Annotated in this window: 17 protein-coding genes; 6 read left to right on the top strand and 11 right to left on the bottom strand. The window is 44.3% G+C overall.

The window, feature by feature from the left end:
* The first annotated feature begins 139 nt into the window (after positions 1–139).
* The 3 genes from proC (at position 140) to namA (ending at position 3,294) form a co-directional block, all read left to right on the top strand.
* Positions 140–985, top strand: coding sequence for a pyrroline-5-carboxylate reductase (proC, locus tag FS736_RS10320; RefSeq protein WP_144476519.1), 846 nt, complete (start codon positions 140–142; stop codon positions 983–985).
* Between the two features lie 57 nt (positions 986–1,042).
* A complete protein-coding gene (locus tag FS736_RS10315; protein ID WP_260983578.1) occupies positions 1,043–2,191 on the top strand; it encodes a glycosyltransferase family 2 protein in 1,149 nt (382 codons plus the stop codon).
* Between the two features lie 80 nt (positions 2,192–2,271).
* Positions 2,272–3,294: an NADPH dehydrogenase NamA gene (gene namA, locus FS736_RS10310; protein ID WP_144476515.1), complete on the top strand. Its 1,023-nt coding sequence runs from the start codon at positions 2,272–2,274 to the stop codon at positions 3,292–3,294.
* A 271-nt stretch (positions 3,295–3,565) separates the two neighbouring features.
* On the opposite strand, the gene FS736_RS10305 is transcribed toward namA, so the two are convergent.
* The 4 genes from FS736_RS10305 to rnz all read right to left on the bottom strand — a co-directional run bounded on the left by FS736_RS10305 (position 3,566) and on the right by rnz (position 6,366).
* Entirely contained in the window at positions 3,566–4,195 is a 630-nt protein-coding gene (locus FS736_RS10305; protein ID WP_313959716.1) for a class I SAM-dependent methyltransferase, read from the bottom strand.
* A 302-nt stretch (positions 4,196–4,497) separates the two neighbouring features.
* Positions 4,498–4,782 (bottom strand): hypothetical protein, encoded by a 285-nt coding sequence (locus FS736_RS10300; RefSeq protein WP_144476512.1) that lies wholly within the window; start codon positions 4,780–4,782, stop codon positions 4,498–4,500.
* A gap of 87 nt (positions 4,783–4,869) precedes the next feature.
* Positions 4,870–5,418 carry a histidine phosphatase family protein gene (locus FS736_RS10295; RefSeq protein WP_144476509.1) on the bottom strand — a complete coding sequence of 183 codons (549 nt, stop codon included), beginning with the start codon at positions 5,416–5,418 and terminating at the stop codon, positions 4,870–4,872.
* Positions 5,419–5,436: 18 nt separating this feature from the next.
* The gene (gene rnz, locus FS736_RS10290; protein WP_144476506.1) at positions 5,437–6,366 is read right to left on the bottom strand and encodes a ribonuclease Z; all 930 of its coding nucleotides are present in this window, start codon (positions 6,364–6,366) and stop codon (positions 5,437–5,439) included.
* Positions 6,367–6,718: 352 nt separating this feature from the next.
* Here rnz and zwf point away from each other — a divergent pair, with 352 nt between their 5' ends.
* The gene (gene zwf, locus FS736_RS10285) at positions 6,719–8,185 is read left to right on the top strand and encodes a glucose-6-phosphate dehydrogenase (protein ID WP_222125067.1); all 1,467 of its coding nucleotides are present in this window, start codon (positions 6,719–6,721) and stop codon (positions 8,183–8,185) included.
* A 37-nt stretch (positions 8,186–8,222) separates the two neighbouring features.
* Here the strand turns inward: zwf and FS736_RS10280 are convergent, their stop codons facing one another.
* The gene (locus FS736_RS10280) at positions 8,223–8,429 is read right to left on the bottom strand and encodes a zinc ribbon domain-containing protein (protein WP_144476500.1); all 207 of its coding nucleotides are present in this window, start codon (positions 8,427–8,429) and stop codon (positions 8,223–8,225) included.
* Between the two features lie 133 nt (positions 8,430–8,562).
* On the opposite strand from FS736_RS10280, the gene FS736_RS10275 reads away from it, so the two are divergent.
* Entirely contained in the window at positions 8,563–9,297 is a 735-nt protein-coding gene (locus FS736_RS10275) for a YwaF family protein (protein ID WP_144476497.1), read from the top strand.
* 41 nt (positions 9,298–9,338) lie between these two features.
* Here FS736_RS10275 and FS736_RS10270 read toward each other — a convergent pair whose 3' ends face one another.
* From FS736_RS10270 to FS736_RS10260, 3 genes are all read right to left on the bottom strand, one after another.
* Complete coding sequence (locus tag FS736_RS10270; RefSeq protein ID WP_144476494.1) at positions 9,339–10,082, bottom strand: alpha/beta hydrolase; 744 nt, start codon at positions 10,080–10,082, stop codon at positions 9,339–9,341.
* Positions 10,083–10,213: 131 nt separating this feature from the next.
* Positions 10,214–11,623: an NADP-dependent phosphogluconate dehydrogenase gene (gene gndA, locus FS736_RS10265; protein WP_144476924.1), complete on the bottom strand. Its 1,410-nt coding sequence runs from the start codon at positions 11,621–11,623 to the stop codon at positions 10,214–10,216.
* A 134-nt stretch (positions 11,624–11,757) separates the two neighbouring features.
* On the bottom strand, positions 11,758–13,050 hold the full coding sequence (locus FS736_RS10260) for a DNA polymerase IV (RefSeq protein WP_144476491.1): 1,293 nt from the start codon (positions 13,048–13,050) through the stop codon (positions 11,758–11,760).
* 180 nt (positions 13,051–13,230) lie between these two features.
* Between FS736_RS10260 and FS736_RS10255 the strand changes: the two genes are divergently transcribed.
* Positions 13,231–14,943: a methyl-accepting chemotaxis protein gene (locus FS736_RS10255; protein WP_144476488.1), complete on the top strand. Its 1,713-nt coding sequence runs from the start codon at positions 13,231–13,233 to the stop codon at positions 14,941–14,943.
* 46 nt (positions 14,944–14,989) lie between these two features.
* Here the strand turns inward: FS736_RS10255 and FS736_RS10250 are convergent, their stop codons facing one another.
* The 3 genes from FS736_RS10250 to FS736_RS10240 all read right to left on the bottom strand — a co-directional run bounded on the left by FS736_RS10250 (position 14,990) and on the right by FS736_RS10240 (position 18,828).
* Entirely contained in the window at positions 14,990–15,472 is a 483-nt protein-coding gene (locus FS736_RS10250; protein WP_144476485.1) for a chemotaxis protein CheW, read from the bottom strand.
* 609 nt (positions 15,473–16,081) lie between these two features.
* Positions 16,082–17,203 (bottom strand): tripeptidase T, encoded by a 1,122-nt coding sequence (locus tag FS736_RS10245; RefSeq protein ID WP_144476482.1) that lies wholly within the window; start codon positions 17,201–17,203, stop codon positions 16,082–16,084.
* Positions 17,204–17,277: 74 nt separating this feature from the next.
* Positions 17,278–18,828, bottom strand: a complete 1,551-nt coding sequence (locus FS736_RS10240) for an acyl-CoA carboxylase subunit beta (protein ID WP_144476479.1) — start codon at positions 18,826–18,828, stop codon at positions 17,278–17,280.
* Between the last annotated feature and the right edge of the window lies 1 nt (position 18,829).

Below are 18,829 nucleotides of genomic sequence, written 5' to 3'. Positions count from 1 at the left end.
TTGAGCTGCACTTATTCGGCAAACGCCGAAAAAGTGAATGAAGGTGGTACCACGGAAGCATGGCCTTTCGTCCTTTTATGGATGAAGGGCCTTTTTGTATTTCAATAACCGAAAACATAAACTTATGGAGGCGAATCTGATGAAGAAGCTTGTTTTTGTTGGAGCAGGATCGATGGCGGAAGCAATGATTTCCGGGATAGGGGCAAGCGGGCTTCTTCCGGGAGAGCAAATATGGGTTACAAACAAACAAGATAGTGACAGATTGAAAACATTGGAGCAGAAATATGGAATAAAGGCGACATATGATAGTGGAATTCTTTTTAAGGACGCGGATGCTATTGTCCTGGCAATGAAGCCAAAGGATGCAGCAGGAGCGATAGAGGAGATTAAGCCATATTTATCTGAAGGGATGCTGATCATTTCCGTCCTAGCTGGCGTTTCGATTGACGCCATTGAAACGGCTGCCGAAAAGTCCCTTGCCGTGGTCAGGGCAATGCCAAACACCTCAGCTGCGATTGGCAAATCGGCAACAGCCCTGGCCGTGAATTCCGGTGTAAGTGAAGTACAGAAGACGCTTGTTCAGGAGCTTTTTAACACAATCGGCCTGACGACAATCGTTGAGGAATATCAGCTGGACGCCGTTACAGGATTATCTGGCAGCGGGCCAGCCTATATATATTACCTTGTCGAAGCAATGGAAAAAAGCGCTGCCGAAATAGGTCTTGAAAAACAGACAGCAAAGCAGCTGATTATCCAGACGCTGCTGGGCGCAGCGGAAATGCTGACACACTCTGATAAGGAACCTGCACAGCTCCGCTTTGAGGTAACCAGCCCAGGTGGAACGACTGAGGCAGGCATCAAGGTACTTGAACAGCACGGAGTACAGTCCGCTTTTGTATCCTGCATCAAGGAAGCCACCTCCCAATCAAAAAAGCTTGGCCGTCTGCTGGGCAATGAACTGGCAGCCGCAAACCGGCCTCTTTAAAATTGCAAACCGGTCCCCTGTTTCTCTACAATGGAGAAAAAACACAGGGACGTGTGAATGGTGCTTTTAATTTTACTGTCTTTAACTTTAGTCATCTGGATATTGGCAACAATCGATGCCTTGATTGGCTTCAGGAAATTGGATTCACTCGAAAAAGCAGGGGGTGCTGACCAAGAACCGCTCCTCAGCGTAATCGTGGCTGCCAGGAATGAAGAAGAACATATTACACAAAGCGTCCTCACCCAGCTGGCGCAAACCTATAAAAATACCGAGTGGATCCTCGTCAATGACCGATCCGAGGATGGTACCGGAAATGTGATGGAAAACCTGAAAGGCTCGGATTCAAGAATTCAAGTGATTCATATCGAGAGTCTGCCAGAAGGGTGGCTCGGCAAGAACCACGCTCTCTATAAAGGGTTTCAGCTCGCGTCGGGCCGCCTGATCTTATTTACCGACGCTGATGTCATGTATCATCCCGAGGCTTTTTCAAGAGCGGTCGGTTATTTTGAGGAACATAGCCTCGATCATTTGACCGCCGCCCCGAACCTTAGTGCAAAGCCCTTCTGGCTGAAGGCCTTCGTAGCGTTTTTCTTATTTGGCTTTTCTTATTACAAGCGACCGTGGCTCGGCAATAACCCCCGGTCGAAAACGGGAGTCGGCATCGGTGCATTCAATATGATCACCCGGTCGGCTTATGAAAAAGTCGGTACCCATGAATATATAAAAATGCGGCCTGATGATGATTTGCAGCTGGGGATGATGGTAAAGCGCCAGGGTCTTAAGCAGCGGATTGTCACGGCTATGACGTTAATTGAAGTGGAATGGTACCAAACCCTCGGCGAGGCTTTAGGCGGGCTGGAGAAAAACACCTTCGCCGGCCTTCACTACAGGATCAGCATGGTGCTGTTTTCGGTGTTCGGTGTCTTTGTTTCACAGGTCTTACCGTTCTTCACTGTTTTTTCGGGTAACCAGTCTGTTGCAATCCTTAGTGCTGTTAATCTCGCATTCTTGGCTGTTCTGTATGTGATGGTAACCAAGAAAATGACCCAATTTTCACCATGGCTGTTCCTTGTCCTGCCCTTTACGGCCCTGCTGTTCATTTTCTCCATCTTAAGAGCAAGCTACCTGACTATGAAAAGAGGCGGCATCATCTGGCGCGGAACGAAATATACGCTGGCGGAATTAAGAAAAAACACATTACGGTGAGTACAATTTTTCCTTTCCTCTTAAAGCCCTGTTATACTAAAAATATATTTTGGATAGCGAAATAAAAGGAGGCTGCTGGATTGGAAAAGAAATTATTTTCCCCTTATAAAATCAAAGATTTAACCCTGAAAAACAGGATTGTCATGGCACCGATGTGCATGTATTCATGTGAAAAAGAAGACGGGACCGTCACAGACTTCCATATGACTCACTATGTAAGCCGTGCTGTCGGCCAGGTAGGCTTGGTCATTCTCGAAGCAACTGCAGTCACACCGCAGGGCCGGATTTCGCATCAGGACCTGGGTATCTGGAGCGATGAGCATGTTCCCGGGCTTACAAGACTGACTGAACAAATCAAGCAGAACGGCGCCGCAGCTGGTATCCAGCTGGCACATGCCGGCCGAAAAGCAGCATTGCGTGATGAAATCATCGCCCCTTCTGCAATCGCTTTTGATGAAAAGTATAAGGAACCAAAGGAAATGACGGCGGAAGAAATCAAGGAAACTGTCGAGGCATTCAGGAAGGCTGCTGAAAGAGCTAAGCGTGCAGGCTTCGATGTGATAGAAATTCATGCGGCACACGGGTATTTGATCAACCAGTTCCTCTCCCCTCTTACAAACAAACGGGAAGACGAATACGGCGGCACTGACGAGAACCGTTTCCGCTTCCTTAGCGAAATCCTTGAAGAGGTAAAAACAGTGTGGGACGGCCCTCTGTTTGTCCGTGTTTCTGCATGCGATTATCAGGAAGATGGCCTGACTGCCGATGATTATGTAAAAATTGGTGCATCCATGAAAGAATTTGGGGTTGATTTAATTGATGTCAGCTCCGGCGCGGTTGTGCCAGCAAGAATCCACGCCTACCCAGGCTACCAGGTCAAGTTTGCTGAAAAAATCAAACATGGAGCCGATGTGGCTACCGGAGCTGTCGGGTTGATCACAACCGGTATCCAGGCTGAAGAAATCCTGCAGAATGATCGCTCCGATCTGATTTTCATAGCCCGAGAACTGCTTCGCGATCCATATTGGCCAAGAACTGCGGCCAAAGAGCTTGGAACAAGCATCGAATCGCCTAAGCAATATGAACGAGGATGGATATTTTAAGCAAAACTAAAATAATCATTGTGTCTAAAGAGGCATCCAGAATAATACTCTGGATGCCTCTTTTTGCTTAAAACGAGTTTAATATGAATGACGGACACTTTCCTGCGCTTTTCACCAATTTCTGTCCGTCATAGCCTTGATGACGGACACTTTCGTGCGCTTTTCATGAATTTCTGTCCGTCATATGTCTTAGATCAGTTTACTAATACAGTAACCCCATAGAAAAAGAGACTGTCATCAAAACAGCCCCTCTTTCCATGAAATCATTTATTTAACTGCCCTTCACCAGCAAAATCCTGCGGTACATATCCCCGAACATAACGCCTTCATCAGCAATCAATCGGATTCTGTCTTTTTCTGTTGAGCAGGCTTCCTCAAAGGATACGCCGATGTCGGTCCCAAGCAGCTTGATCACATGCCTGAAGGCTTTCTTGACGAAGGAAAGTCCTTTCCCTGGCTGAGCAAACTTATCGAAGACCAGCACCAGGCCATCCTCCCGGCATACTCTTACCATCTCGGCAAACGCCCTTCTATGGTCGGGGACGACGGATAAAATTAAACTTCCCACAACATAATCAAAGGCATCATCAGCAAAGTCCAGCTGCTGGGCATCCATTTTTAAAAAAGTAATCTTTGAGCCCTGGAATTTATCCTTTGCTTTCTGAAGCATATCCTCTGAATAATCGATTGCAGTGATATCCAGCTGTTCATAGGGCAAGCGCTCGATGTCTGCTCCTGTGCCTGCACCAACAAAAAGCACTTTGTCCCCAGGCTGCAAGTGTAAGTCTTTAAAAAGTTTCTCTCTCGCCTTGGAAAAAGGGCCGGCATTGAAAATCGCATCATAAATCGGCGCCCAGCCTTTGTAAATGATCTTATTCCAGGAATTATTAATAGCGTCCACCCCAATCTGATCCCAAATGCAAAGTTCTAATTACTTTTGACTCTAAAAGCAGCCCAGCAGCCAGCAACCACTTCTCCATCCAGAGCAATCTTTTCTCCAGGAATAACAATCTGCAGTATTTTGTTCCTTAAACTTCCCAGCTACCTCTTCAACCTTATCACTATGGACACAATTGACCTGACAGACATCCTGCTCCTTCAACTTATCATCCACCTCATTCAAATAATCATTTGAGTATATAATATTCAAACCGCCGTTTGAATGTCAATAAAAAAACCAGGATTCTCTCCTGGTTTTAAAGATTAGGCTATTTTTTCTCTCTGCCGGTCAGCAACCTTTTTAAAATAAAATCCTAATTTAACGAGACCAACCGCGATCAGGGAAAAGATCATATTGTAGAAAACCGCGAATATTGCAAGATCCATCACTTCAAAAATGACAGCATACAGTAACCCAACAATCCCGAATAAGGAAATAGTGATCAGGAAATGCATTCTCGGCAGGAGAAAAGTGATAATCCCGCTAAACAACATGACCAGTGAACCCATAATGAAAAAATGAAGACCGAATAAAAGTAAGAATTCCAAGCGTACTCCCCCAGTTTCGTATAGAAAGAATGGATGGAAATAGTTCCATCACCTTCCATTTCCCTCTGGGTCATTTTTTAAACGGTTTTAAATCCGGTCATCCCATATTCGATTCAGGAGTGTGCTTTCACTTGAAACAACCAGTTCAAAAACATCTGGATTGGTCATTTCCATCAGGCAATCGTATCCGAAACTTTCGTTGAAATATCTCATGAGCAATGTGGTCATGTTTCCATGGCTGACAAGGAGGATATGACCATCGTCCGAACATAGTAAGTCTTCAATCAGGGATTTAGCCCGTTTCATCGCGGCAGAAGTAGACTCTCCACCCTCAAAAACAAGCTCGAAGTCTTCGAAGGTTTGTTTCAGCTTTTCCCGCCAGTCTTCCAGATTCACTGTGCTCAGCACTCTTTCACCAAGTCTTTCATCCTCAAGAACCTCTATTCCTTTGGAATTGGCCAAAGGCTTTATTGTATCGATCGCTCTTTTAAATGGACTTGAATAGATGCTATCTATTTCCTTATGTTTAAAAAAGTCAACCAGCGCCAGCGCCTGCTTCCGGCCATGTTCGGTCAATGGCGAGTCTACTGGCTGTCCAGCTGCACTAGCATGACGTACTAGATAGATTGTTTTCAATCGTCACACCCCTTTTATTCAGTCGTGGTCATACGGAACCGTGATTTCCATGAAGTCCTCTGATATGACAGTATTGGCAAAAATCGTCTTGGCTTCCGCTTCTAACTGCTGCCAGTCATTGCGGTCATATCTCGAACTTATATGGGTAAGACACAGTTTTTTTGCATCCGCATTCAAGGCAGTTTCAGCTGCCTGCAGTGTAGAGGAATGGAAATACTCATGAGCAAGCGACTCTTCACCTGCTGAAAAAGTGGCCTCATGGACAAGTAAATCCGCCTTATGGGCAAGTAATTGAGCATTTTGGCAAACTCTTGTGTCTCCTAAAATGGAGATTATTCGGCCTTTCTGCGGGGGACCGACGAATTCAGCAGGGTCAATCACCGTACCGTTGTCCAATATGACCTCTTCGCCATTTTTGATTTTCCTGTAATCAGGTCCAGGCTTTACACCTGCAGCCTGAAGCTTATCTGCAAGGAGGGTGCCCGGTCGGTCCTTTTCAATGATTCTATACCCATATGAAGGAATTCCATGCTCAAGCAGCCTTGCTTCCACAATAAACTGATCATCCTCGAATATGATTCCTTCTTCCAGTTTAATAATTTCGATAGGATACTTCAAATACGATTTGCTAATCTTCAGGGATACTTCAATATACTCCTTGATCCCCGGCGGCCCGTATACAGTAACCAATGAGTCCCCTCCCTGGAAGGAACGGCTGGACAGCAAGCCCGGCAATCCATAGATATGATCACCATGCAAATGGGTGATAAAAATTTTCTCGATTCTTCTCGGCTTTATGCTTGTATGTAAAATCTGGTGCTGGGTTGCTTCCCCACAGTCAAACAGCCAGACAACTCCCCGTTCCTCGAGTAACTTCAGTGCAATTGAAGTCACATTCCTTAATTTTGCTGGAACCCCTGCACCTGTCCCCAGAAAAAAAACATCCATATCCCTTACATCCTCCTGTCAATACGCTTGCAAACGCAAATCCATTTCATTATTCCTTTCAATATATCATATGTATCAGCGTCCATCTAAACAGATCGTTGATTTGATGAGAATGGGATAGTCCGATACAATTTGCAGAAACTAATACAGGCCAAAAGAGTTGCTAATTGTTCTCGAAACCGATACAATTTTGTATTTGTAAAGTGTTTTTTATTCTCAGAGATTGTTGCTTTCCATTTTCCAGGCGAGAAAGCGGAAAAGTTAACAGAAAAAGCCTTCTACATATTTCTAAATTCACATAAAAGAGAGGTTCTATATTGTGGCACACACCGAAAAACCAACAGCTTTAATCATGATCTTCGGGGCTACAGGAGACCTGGCAAACCGAAAACTATTTCCTTCCCTTTACAATTTGTATGCAAAAGGGAAACTGGACAAGTTCGCGGTCGTTGGCGTTGCCCGTCGTTCACTGACAAATGAAGAATTTCAGCTTAGGGTAAAAGAGTCTGTAACTGAACATGGAAAATCAGAAGCAAATCTTGATGAGTTCGTCTCCAAGTTTTATTATCATTCCCATGATGTTACTGACTCAAGCTCCTATATCGCACTTGGCAAGCTGGCAGAAGAGCTCGACGGACATTACGGACTTGATGGCAATAGAATTTTCTACCTGGCAATGGCACCCGAATTCTTCGGAACGATTGCTGAACATTTAAAGAATGACAACCTGACGAATGTTCCTGGTTTCAAGAGACTCGTCATCGAGAAGCCATTCGGACATGACCTTGAATCGGCAAAAGTGCTGAACAAGCAAATCCGAACTGCTTTTTCCGAGGATGAAATCTACAGGATCGACCATTACCTCGGAAAGGAAATGGTTCAAAATATCGAAGTCATCCGTTTTGCGAACGCGATGTTCGAGCCACTCTGGAATAACCGTTACATTTCCAACATCCAGGTAACATCCAGTGAAACACTTGGAGTAGAAGAACGCGGCCGCTATTATGAAAAGAGCGGTGCACTCCGGGACATGGTCCAGAACCATATGCTTCAGATGGTCTCTTTGCTGGCGATGGAACCGCCTATCAAGCTGACAACGGATGAAATCCGTTCCGAAAAAGTAAGAGTGTTCCGTGCACTCCGACCGATCACGGGAGAGGCAGTAAACGACTATTTTGTCCGTGGCCAATATGGTAAAGGCACGATGAATGAGAAAGATGTTCCTGCTTACCGTCAGGAGGAAATGGTTGACCCTGATTCCAATACCGAGACGTTCGTAGCTGGCAAGCTGATGATTGATAACTTCCGCTGGGCTGGAGTACCTTTCTATATCCGGACAGGCAAAAGAATGAAGGCAAAATCAACAAAAATCGTGATTCAATTCAAAGATATCCCGATGGATTTGTATTACAAACCAGAAAAAACGGTCAACCCAAATCTGCTTGTGATCCATATCCAGCCTGAAGAAGGAATCACGCTTCATTTGAACGCCAAGAAATCCGGCCAGGGGACAGATGCTACACCTGTGAAACTGAATTATGCCAATAAAGGGATCGATGGACTGAATACACCGGAAGCATATGAGAAGCTTCTGTATGATTCATTGCGCGGTGACGCAACAAACTTTACTCATTGGGATGAAGTGGCACTCTCCTGGAGTTTCGTCGATAACATCTCAGAAGTATGGGAAAACACGAAAGAACCGACCTTCCCGAACTATGAATCTGGCTTAATGGGTCCTGATGCAGCAGACAAGCTGCTCGAAAAAGATGGATTCTTCTGGTGGCCAATCACCGAAATCGATGTAGAAAATTGCTGATCAAAAAGGCCCGCCTGTTACATGGCGGGCCTTTTGTTTAACCTCCAAAAAAGAAATCAAGGATATTCGAGCCTGCAGATACCTCTTTGTTATAGAACTCGGAGTATCCGCACTTCTTGCAATACACAACAGTAAACTGGTTATTCTGGATATCAAACATCTTGGATAATCCCGTACCAGTCATCGCGACATCCTTCTGTGCTGCGTCCGTGCTCCCGCATTTTATGCACCCTTTGTCGGTCATTGTCTTCCAACTCCCTTTTTTTAACTATACTTCTTTTACGTATCTGCCAAAGATTGGTTTCACCTTTTCACATAAAAAAATCCTGAAAAGGAAAACTTATATTTGTCTTATTAACTAAACAGAGGTGAAAGGTATGGGATGGTTCGGACACAGCAACAAGACATTCAGCTTTGCCATGTTTTCAGAGAGCCATCTTGCCATTTTAGCGATCTTCATATTTGTAAATACGGCAATTTTTTTAAACAGGCGGAAATTAAGTAATGAAAAGTGGCGGAAAGCTGAGCTGCTGACAGCATTCTCATTAATATTGATCGAGCTCTTCAATCATTACTGGATGTATAAACATGCTGTCTGGAAGCTAGGACGCTCCATGCCCTTGGAACTATGTAATATAGGTCTCTTCCTGGCTATTGGTTTACTGTTAACCAGAAAGAAACTCTTTTTTGAGCTATTGTTTTTCATTGCCTTATTGGGTGCGACCCAGGCGATCATCACACCTGCTTTAACCTATGGCTTCCCTCATTTTCGCTTTTTCCACTTTTTCTATGCCCATATGATGATTGTATGGGTGACCCTTTATTTCACTCTGGCAAAGGGATTTCACCCTACATTCAGTTCAGTTTTAAAGGTCATTCTATTCATCAATCTGCTTCTGCCCGTAATCCTGTTAATTAATAAAACCGCTGACGGGAACTATTGGTTTTTGCGCCATAAACCTGATAGCCCCAGTTTCATGGATTTACTCGGTCCCTATCCATGGTATATTTTTTCCCTGGAAAGTTTGCTGGTCTTATTAAGTCTCCTTGCATGGCTCTGCTTGCGGTTATGGCTAAGAGGAGAGAAAAGGAGTTCTTATTCTGAGACTTAAACATTCCTTTTTCCAAAAAAAAGAAGGCAATTGAATGCCCTCTAAAGATTCCTTTTGATAAACTGCAGTGTCTTTTCAATAATAATGTGCTGATCATTGTCAAGAGTTGCAACATGATAGCTTTCTTTTAAGGGATAGATTTCTTTTGTTTCAGAGCTGATATTTTCATAAATGGTTTGAGAATTATCCGGCGGCACCACATGGTCTTCCTCAGAAACAAAGATCAAAGCTGGGCAAGATATTTTCGCCAGGTCATCTTTAACTTCTTTCATGAAGGTTAAAATTTCTTTTACTGATTGGACCGGCGTTTTTTCATAAGCTAGTTCCGTTACTCCCGCTTTTTTAATGTCAGATCCAATTGCATCCAAAAACCTGGTGCCTTCCAATTGGCGGACAGGCTCCATTGCCGGGATATCAACAGCGGCATTGACCAGGACAATCCCCCGGAATTCAGGATATTTTTCAGCCATGTACAACGTCAGCGTTCCGCCCATTGACAGGCCTGTCACAAAAATCGTGTCACACCTATCTTTTAACCACTGAAATCCCTCTTCCACCGACGCAATCCAATCACGATAAGAGGTTTGTTCCATGTCTTCATAATGTGTACCATGTCCCTTCAAGCGGGGACCACATACGGTATATCCTGCCTCAGCATACGCCTCCCCTAGTGGCCTCATACTCTGTGTAGAGCCTGTAAAACCATGAGATACAAGGATACCAACTCTATTTCCTTCAAAATAGAATGGTTCAGCTCCCTCAAGAACAGGGTAACGATCTGCCATGCTATTCCCTCCAATCTAATTATCTACTTAAAAGATTTCGACTCATCTTGAGGCAAACCCTTCCTTTCATACGAAAAACACCTTTATTTACAATAAAAAACAGCGGATACAAAATCCGCTGTTACAGTGTCTTATTCCATCCACTCAGTGTGGAAGATTCCTTCTTTGTCAATGCGCTGATAGGTGTGGGCGCCAAAATAATCGCGCTGCGCCTGTATCAAGTTGGCCGGCAGCGTTTCTGTCCGGTAGCTGTCGAAATAGGAAAGGGCAGCAGAGAAGCTCGGAACCGGAATTCCGTTAAGAACAGCAGCGGAGATGATTTCCCGCAGTGACTGCTGATAGCCTTCAGTGATTTCCTTGAAATAAGGATCAAGCAGCAAATTTTTCAACTCAGGGTCGCGATCGTACGCTTCCTTGATTTTCTGTAGGAACTGGGCTCTGATAATGCAGCCTCCGCGGAAAATCATCGCGATTTCTCCGTAGTTCAGGTTCCAGTCATATTCTTCTGATGCCGCTCTCATCTGGGCGAAGCCCTGTGCATAAGAACAAATTTTGCTCAGATACAGTGCCTTTCGAATCGATTCAATGAATCCCTTTTTGTCACCATCAAATGGTTTCGCTTCTGGTCCGGAAAGTACCTTGCTTGCCTCAACCCGCTCTTGCTTCATGGCCGAAATAAAACGCGCGAAAACGGATTCCGTAATGATAGGCAGCGGAACCCCAAGGTCTAGCGCACTCTGGCTTGTCCATTTTCCTGTTCCTTTTTGGCCTGCAGTATCAAGGATTACGTCGACAAGCGGTTTGCCTGTTTCGTCGTCCTTTTTTGTGAAAATATCAGCTGTGATTTCAATCAAGTAGCTGTCCAGCTCACCTTTATTCCATTCAGCGAACACTTCATGCAGCTCTTCAGCACTCAAGCCAAGAACATGCTTCAGCATGAAATAAGATTCTGCGATCAGCTGCATGTCGCCATACTCGATTCCATTGTGGACCATTTTTACATAATGGCCCGCTCCATCAGGACCAATATATGTTGTGCACGCGTCCCCATTGACCTTAGCAGCAATATCCTGGAAGATCGGCGAAACCAGCTCATATGCCTCCTTTTGCCCACCAGGCATGATGGACGGTCCATGCAGTGCGCCTTCCTCCCCTCCAGATACCCCGGTGCCAATGAAGTGAAGTCCAAGCTCGCTCAATTCTTTGTTCCGCCGCTGTGTATCGGCAAAATATGTATTACCGCCATCGATGATGATATCGCCCTTTTCAAGATGAGGCTTCAATTGATCGATTGTCGCGTCGGTCGCAGCCCCGGCCTTTACCATCAGCAAGATTTTCCGCGGTTTCTCGAGGGATTCAACAAATTCTTCGATTGTAAACGTTCCGTAAATGTTCTTGCCTTCCGTTTCGGCGAGCATTTCATCCGTCTTTTCTCTAGAACGATTATAAACGGAAACAGAATACCCACGGCTTTCAATATTCATCGCAAGGTTTTTCCCCATAACAGCGAGGCCAATGACTCCGATTTGCTGTTTTGACATCATTCCAACTTCCTTCCTTTTTCATAACTGGTTTTTAAAAACTTACAAACTAATGTAACAATGAATCCAGGGTCGTGCAAACAATAGGCTTCATCCCTCTATATTTTGACTTAACCTCTGGAAGCTAAACAACTTTAATAGTCTTTTTTCTCGGTATCGCCATTTCTTTTGCGGTCCTGAAGAAAATCCTTATTAAAGCTTGTGCCAGCCTTGGGGTTTTCCCTTGAAGAGTGCTTCTTCACCTGTAAACCAGCGCTTTCGATAATACTTTTACCGTATTTTTCACGCAGCTGGCTCATCGTATTGATCAAAGGCTCTTTTTTTGCATCCTGTTCGTAAGAAAACAAGTCGAGCTGCTTAACAGCCTGATCTGCCTCTAGCAGATCTGTTCCGGTGATTCCGAGCAAGCGGACAGGATCACCGTTCCAATGCTTTAAAAATAAAGCTTTTGCCGCAGCAGCAATTTCGTCTTTCTTTGAAACCGGGTTCGGGAGCTTTTGGCTTCTTGTGATCGTTTTTCTGTCCTTAAAGCGGATCATGATGCTAATGGTGGTTGCGACAGCTTCCTTTCTCTTCATCCTGGCAGCTACCTGCTCTGATAAGCCATCAAGGACCTTCAGGAGTTCATGCTGATTCGAGAGATCTCTCGGCAGGGTTGTTGAATTGCCGATACTCTTGAAGTCATAGACGGATTCGGGATCCACCATTCTATTATCCTGACCGTTGGCTCTATTTTTCAGCTTCAGGCCATTAATCCCTAACAGGGCTTTCAATTGGATATCATTTGCTTTTGCCAGGTCGCCAATAGATTGAATACCGATGCTTTTTAGTTTGTCCGCGGTTTTCGTTCCTACTCCATGCATCTCTCCGGCTCCGAGCGGCCATAGGATCCGAGGGATATCCCGTTTTCTTAAAATCGTGATCCCCAATGGTTTTTTCATATCGGAAGCTGTTTTCGCCAGGAATTTATTAGGGGCGATTCCAATGCTGCATGGCAAATCAAGCTGCTCGAGAATCCGTTTCTGAATGCTCTCAGCTATCTCCAATGGTGCCCCGATGTCAGCGCAATCCGTAATATCCATATACCCTTCATCAATGGAAACAGGTTCCACCAGCTCGGTATATTGGCGTAAAATATCGAACATAGCACCAGACGCAGCCCGGTACCTGTCAAAATTCGGTGTTTTTATGATTAACTCAGGGCAGAGCTTTTTTGCTTCCCACAACGGCATGGTTGTCTTTACTCCGAATTTCCTTGCTTCATAACTGCAAGTTACAATGATTCCCCGCCGTTCCTCAGGGTTGCCTGCAATGGCCAGGGGTTTTCCCTTCAGTTCAGAATCATAAGCCATTTCTACGGAAGCATAGAAACTGTTCATATCAACATGTAAAATGACTCTGCCCTTTTTTGGATACATCTCTTTCATATCAGCCACTTCCCAAATATACGTTCCCTTCTAGTTTATCAAAAATAGCGATCATATACTTAATCGAAGTTTGGATGGCAAATGTGAATTTTATGTGAAGATAAAATGGAAAAGATTAAAGATTCCGCTGGGAAACCCGATAAAATCAATAAATAGATATACAAAGACGGGGGAGTTTTTATGCAGCATTGGTCCATTGGCAGAAAGTATGCAAGCGTTTTCGCATTTATCATGGTCATTTTCCTGGGCAGCTTTATTTATTTGTCCAGTGTTTTGAGCAACCTACAAGATGCGATCGACCTTGCAGAGGAGAAAAGTGATTACGCTATCATGATCAGCGAAATGGGGGCCACTTTTCGCCAGAAATACATTATTATTACTGACTACATAACCGAACCAAAACCAGAGCTTCTTACACTTTATAAAAAAGAAGCGGAACAGTTTGATGCCTCAGCTGAAAAACTGAAAGCAAATGTGAAAACGGAAAATGCACAAACGCTATTCGAGGCAATCGTCAAAACAGATAAGCATATGGACAAAATCTGGTCTGATGAAATTTTAAAGACTGTGGATGAATTTAGGCAAAACGGAGAACAGGTTGATATCTTCACCCAAATCAGTCTTGCGAACAAAGCTGAAACCATCAGGGATATGAATATCGAGAAATTAAACCAGTTACAGACGGCAATCCTGGATGACAGGACGACAATCATGAATGAAACTCATTCTTCAATTGCTTCCATGATCCGTAATACTTTCATCCTTATCATCATCGCCTTTATCATCTCTTCTGTGGCAATGTACTTTGTCTCCCGCAGCATCAGCAAAAATCTTAAGGATGTTGTTGCTTACTGCAAGAAGCTCGCAGCCGGGGAACTGAATGTAAAAGCGCTGCAGGCAAAGAACAAGGACGAAGTCGGCCAGATCATCCAGGCAATGAATCAATTATCCGGTAACCTTAAAGCTTCCATTTCCAGCATACTTTTGTCATCTGACCAGGTAAATGAAATGTCGAGAAATCTAAAGGAAAATGCGGAGGCCACCACAGAAGCAAACAATGAAATTACGACATCAATCATGCAGGTTGCCTCTGCCTCAGATGAGCAGGTTAAGATTTCGGAACGCACCAATGAAGCAGTCGAAAATGTGTCTTCACAATTAATCGAAGTTACTGGATCAATGCAGGAGACCCTGCAAACGACTTCAGATACGAAGCAAAAGATTGAACAGGGAAAACTATATGCTATCAATGTGACGGAACAAATGGATGAAATCAATGGAAAAGTAACAGAACTGGCCAAAGTGATTCACTCCCTGAAAAACAATTCTCAGGAAATTCATCGAATCATTGAAATTATCACTGATATATCAAACCAGACAAATTTATTGGCATTGAATGCAGCGATTGAAGCGGCAAGAGCCGGGGAGCATGGGAAAGGCTTCGGTGTGGTGGCCCAGGAAGTGCGCAAACTTGCAGAACAATCAGCTGGAGCGGCAGACAGCATCCGCACAATCCTTGAACAAACTGGAAAAGAAACGAACCTGGCCGTAAATGTCATGGATGAAAGCCAGGTGACCGTCCAAAAAGGCAATGAACTTGTTGAGAAAGTTGCGGCCACCTTCACAGAAATAGCTCAATCAATCGAGGAAGTCAGCTTGAAGGGAGACACTGTCAGCAGTGCTGTCACGAGTGCGAATGAAAAGATTGAATTCATGGCGCAGTCTGCGACCGAGGTCATCACTGCATCTTCAAAGTCTGCGCAATTCCTCGAGCAGGTAGCAGCTACAACAGAGGAACAAAACGCAACCATGCAAGAACTGTTGGAATCATCCAGCAAATTGTCCAGCATGGCCGAGAACCTGAGAAAGTCATTCTCCAGTTTCAAACTATAACTAAAACAAGCTGACCCGCGTGGGGTCAGCTTGTTTTTATATCACACTAGTTATGTAATTCCTGTTTTTGATTTTTCATATAGTCCTTAATCTCTTTGATTCCCTCGAGTGACTGGATCAAGGTTTCTGGATCAATGACCATGATCATCCGTTTCTCAAAATTGGCGATGCCTGTGATGAATTTAGTATTTTGATATGCGATCAGACCTGGTTGTTTTAAATTCTCCTGAGGTATCTCAAGGATTTCCTTCGCATCCCTGACCAGGACTCCCAACGAGATATCCGATGTCTCCAGTACAATCAGTCTCGTCTTGTCGTCCGCCTGAATATCCCGATTATAGAGGACCTTTTCCAAATCTATAACTGGAATTAGATCTCCCCTTACCTTCGTAATTCCGGTGACATAATCAGGCATATGGGGGATCGCAGTCATCCCTTCCATTTTTTCAATCGATATGACGAAAAGAATCGGAAAAGCATATTCTTCATTCCCTGCCTGGAACACAACCGTCTTAGTACTTTCAGCCATTGGAGTACACTTCCTTTATTTATAGTTCTATCCCTATGTAATAATAGATTATAAAAATGGGTTCATAGTGATTGATCAGGTCGATCATTTCAAGTATTATATCGGATTCTTCAGTTCGATCTTTAGAACTAATGAAAAATGAGTAAGGGGATATGGACATTTAGCCGATTACTATTTCTTGAAATGTCTAAAAAACACATTACTTGGACATTTTGACTGCAGCTTTTCCCCAAAATGTCTATTAAGACTGGTTTCTTGGACATTTTGATCATCATTTCTCTCTAAAATGTCTATTAAAACTCTGTTCTTGGACATTTTAATCATCATTTCTCTCTAAAATGTCTATTAAAACTCTGTTCTTGGACATTTTGACTGCCGCTTCTGCCTGAAATGTCTATTAAGACTGGTTTCTTGGACGTTTTGATCATCATTTCTCTCTAAAATGTCTATTAAAACTCAGTTCTTGGACATTTTGACTGCCGCTTTCCCTGAAATGTCTATTAAAGCTCAGTTCTTGGACATTTTGACTATCGCCATTCTTCAAAATGTCTATTAAACACTGTATGTTCGTATAAAAAATGGCTTCCCCCTGCAGGGAAGCCATTTGGTTTATTGTGCTGCTACTTCTTGAATCAAAGCGATGACCATTTCGGCAAGCTTCTCCAGCTCTTCGATTGGCATTCTTTCATTCGTTGTGTGGATTTCTTCATATCCTACAGCAAGGTTGACTGTCGGAATACCAAAGCCAGCAATGACGTTTGCATCGCTTCCGCCGCCGCTGTGAAGCAATTCAGAGCTTCTGCCGATTTTTGCGGCAGCTTTTTTAGCAAGTTCGACTACCAGGTCACCTTCGCCGAATTTGAAGCCTGGATACATTACCTGGACATCAACTTCTGCTTTGCCGCCCATTTCCCGTGCAGCTGACTCGAATGCTTCCTTCATTTTCGCCACTTGCGCTTCCATCTTTTCAGGGATTAGGGAACGGGCTTCAGCAAGGATTTCTGCTCGGTCGGCAACGATGTTTGTCTGTGTTCCGCCCTGGAAACGGCCAATGTTTGCAGTTGTTTCTTCATCAATGCGGCCAAGCGGCATTCTGGCAACTGCTTTGGCTGCAATTGTGATTGCGGATACACCTTTTTCAGGAGCAACACCAGCGTGTGCGGTTTTGCCATGGATGACAGCCGACACTTTCGCCTGAGTAGGAGCTGCGACAATGATGTTTCCTACCTTGCCATCACTGTCGAGTGCATATCCATATTTCGCTTTTACCAGAGAAGAATCCAATGCCTTGGCACCAACAAGTCCCGATTCTTCCCCGACAGTAATGATGAACTGGATCGTTCCATGAGGAATGGATTGTTCTTTCAGGACACGGATTGTTTCAAGCATGACCGCAAGTCCCGTTTTGTCATCCGCACCAAGAATGGTTGTTCCATCTGTTATGACATAACCATCTTTGATGGATGGCTTTACACCCTTTGCGGGTACGACTGTATCCATGTGGGAAGTGAAGTAGATGGTATCAACACCTTCTTTTGTCCCTTCCAATGTGCAGATTAGATTTCCTGCACCATGACCCGTTTGCGCTGTCGTATCATCTTCGAATACTTCAACCCCAAGATCCTCGAATTTTTGCTTGAGAACGCGGGCGATTTCTGTTTCATACTTTGTTTCAGAATCAATTTGGACAAGCTCTAAAAACTCATTCAATAAACGTTCGTTGTTAATCATCAAAGCCTACCTCCAATTATGTATATACTACTTGAGTATAACGCTAATTGAATGGCAACACCAAATCCTAAATCCTATAGCGGAATGTTGCCATGCTTTTTGCCCGGTCTATCTTCTTTCTTTGTCCGAAGCATCTCAAGGGCCTGAATCAGTTTAATCCGTGTGTCACGCGGATCAATGACGTCATCGACCATGCCCTGGCTGGCAGCGACATATGGATTCGCAAATTTTTCACGATACTCATCGATTTTTTGCTGTCTTGTCTGTTCTGGATTTTCACTGTTCTGGATTTCCTTCGCAAAAATAATATTCGCGGCGCCCTGCGGCCCCATAACTGCAATTTCGGCATTTGGCCACGCAAAAACAAGGTCCGCCCCAATGGATTTACTATTCAATGCAACATACGCGCCGCCATATGCTTTCCGTAAAATTACGGTAAGTTTAGGAACAGTCGCTTCTGAATAGGCGTAGAGGATTTTTGCGCCGTGTCGGATGATGCCGCCATGCTCCTGCTTAATTCCAGGGAAAAATCCTGTCACATCTTCAAATGTAATGATCGGGATATTGAATGAATCGCAGAATCTGATGAATCGAGACGCTTTATCGGAAGAATCGATATCAAGTCCTCCTGCCATCACCTTTGGCTGGTTGCAGACTAGGCCGACAACCTCCCCTTTGATTCTTGCAAGTCCAATCACGATGTTTTTGGCAAAGTCCTTCTGTATTTCCAGGAACGAATCCGCATCCACTACCTGCTCGATTACTTTGCGCACATCATATGGTCTGATAGCGTCAAATGGAATCACGTCTGTCAGGTCCGGACGGTAATCATCCTGCTCATCCGCTTCAAGACGCGGCGGCTTTTCTTCATAGCTTTGCGGCAGATAGCTCAGCAGCAATCTTACCTGCCCCAATGTTTCTTCTTCAGACTGGCCATGGAAATGAGCGTTGCCGCTGATTGTATTATGTACGATTGCACCGCCTAAATCTTCTGCGGAGATCTTTTCACCCGTAACTGTTTCAATTACTTTAGGGCCGGTGATGAACATCTGACTTGTTTTTTCAACCATGAACACAAAATCAGTGATAGCCGGTGAATAAACGGCTCCCCCTGCACATGGTCCCATGATGACAGAAATCTGCGGGATGACTCCAGAATAAATCGAATTCCGGTAGAAAATATGGCCGTACCCATCAAGAGAAACAACACCCTCTTGGATCCTTGCTCCGCCGGAATCATTCAGTCCGACAAAGGGAGCACCATTCTTGGCTGCCAGATCCATTACATTGGCGATTTTCTTTGCATGCATTTCACCCAAAGCTCCGCCAAACACGGTGAAATCCTGGGAAAACAGATAGATAGGCCTGCCATTCACTTTTCCATAACCGGTTACCACTCCATCTCCGGGACCCTTCTGATTCTCAAGCCCAAAGTCAGTGCTCCGATGCTGAATAAAGGGATTCAATTCCACAAAACTTCCTGGATCGACAAGAAGTTCAATTCGTTCACGGGCTGTCAGCTTGCCTTTTTCATGCTGCTTTTCAATCCGGTCGTCGCCGCCGCCCAATTCAATTTCCCTGCGTCTATCATATAGTTCATTGATTTTTTCATAGATGTCTGGCATT

Origin of the sequence: Cytobacillus oceanisediminis 2691 (genome assembly GCF_007678455.1) — a bacterium.
GTDB lineage: Bacteria > Bacillota > Bacilli > Bacillales > Cytobacillaceae > Mesobacillus > Mesobacillus oceanisediminis_A.
The sequence above is the reverse complement of the archived record's forward strand: the minus strand, read 5'-3'. Positions and strand labels throughout refer to the sequence as shown.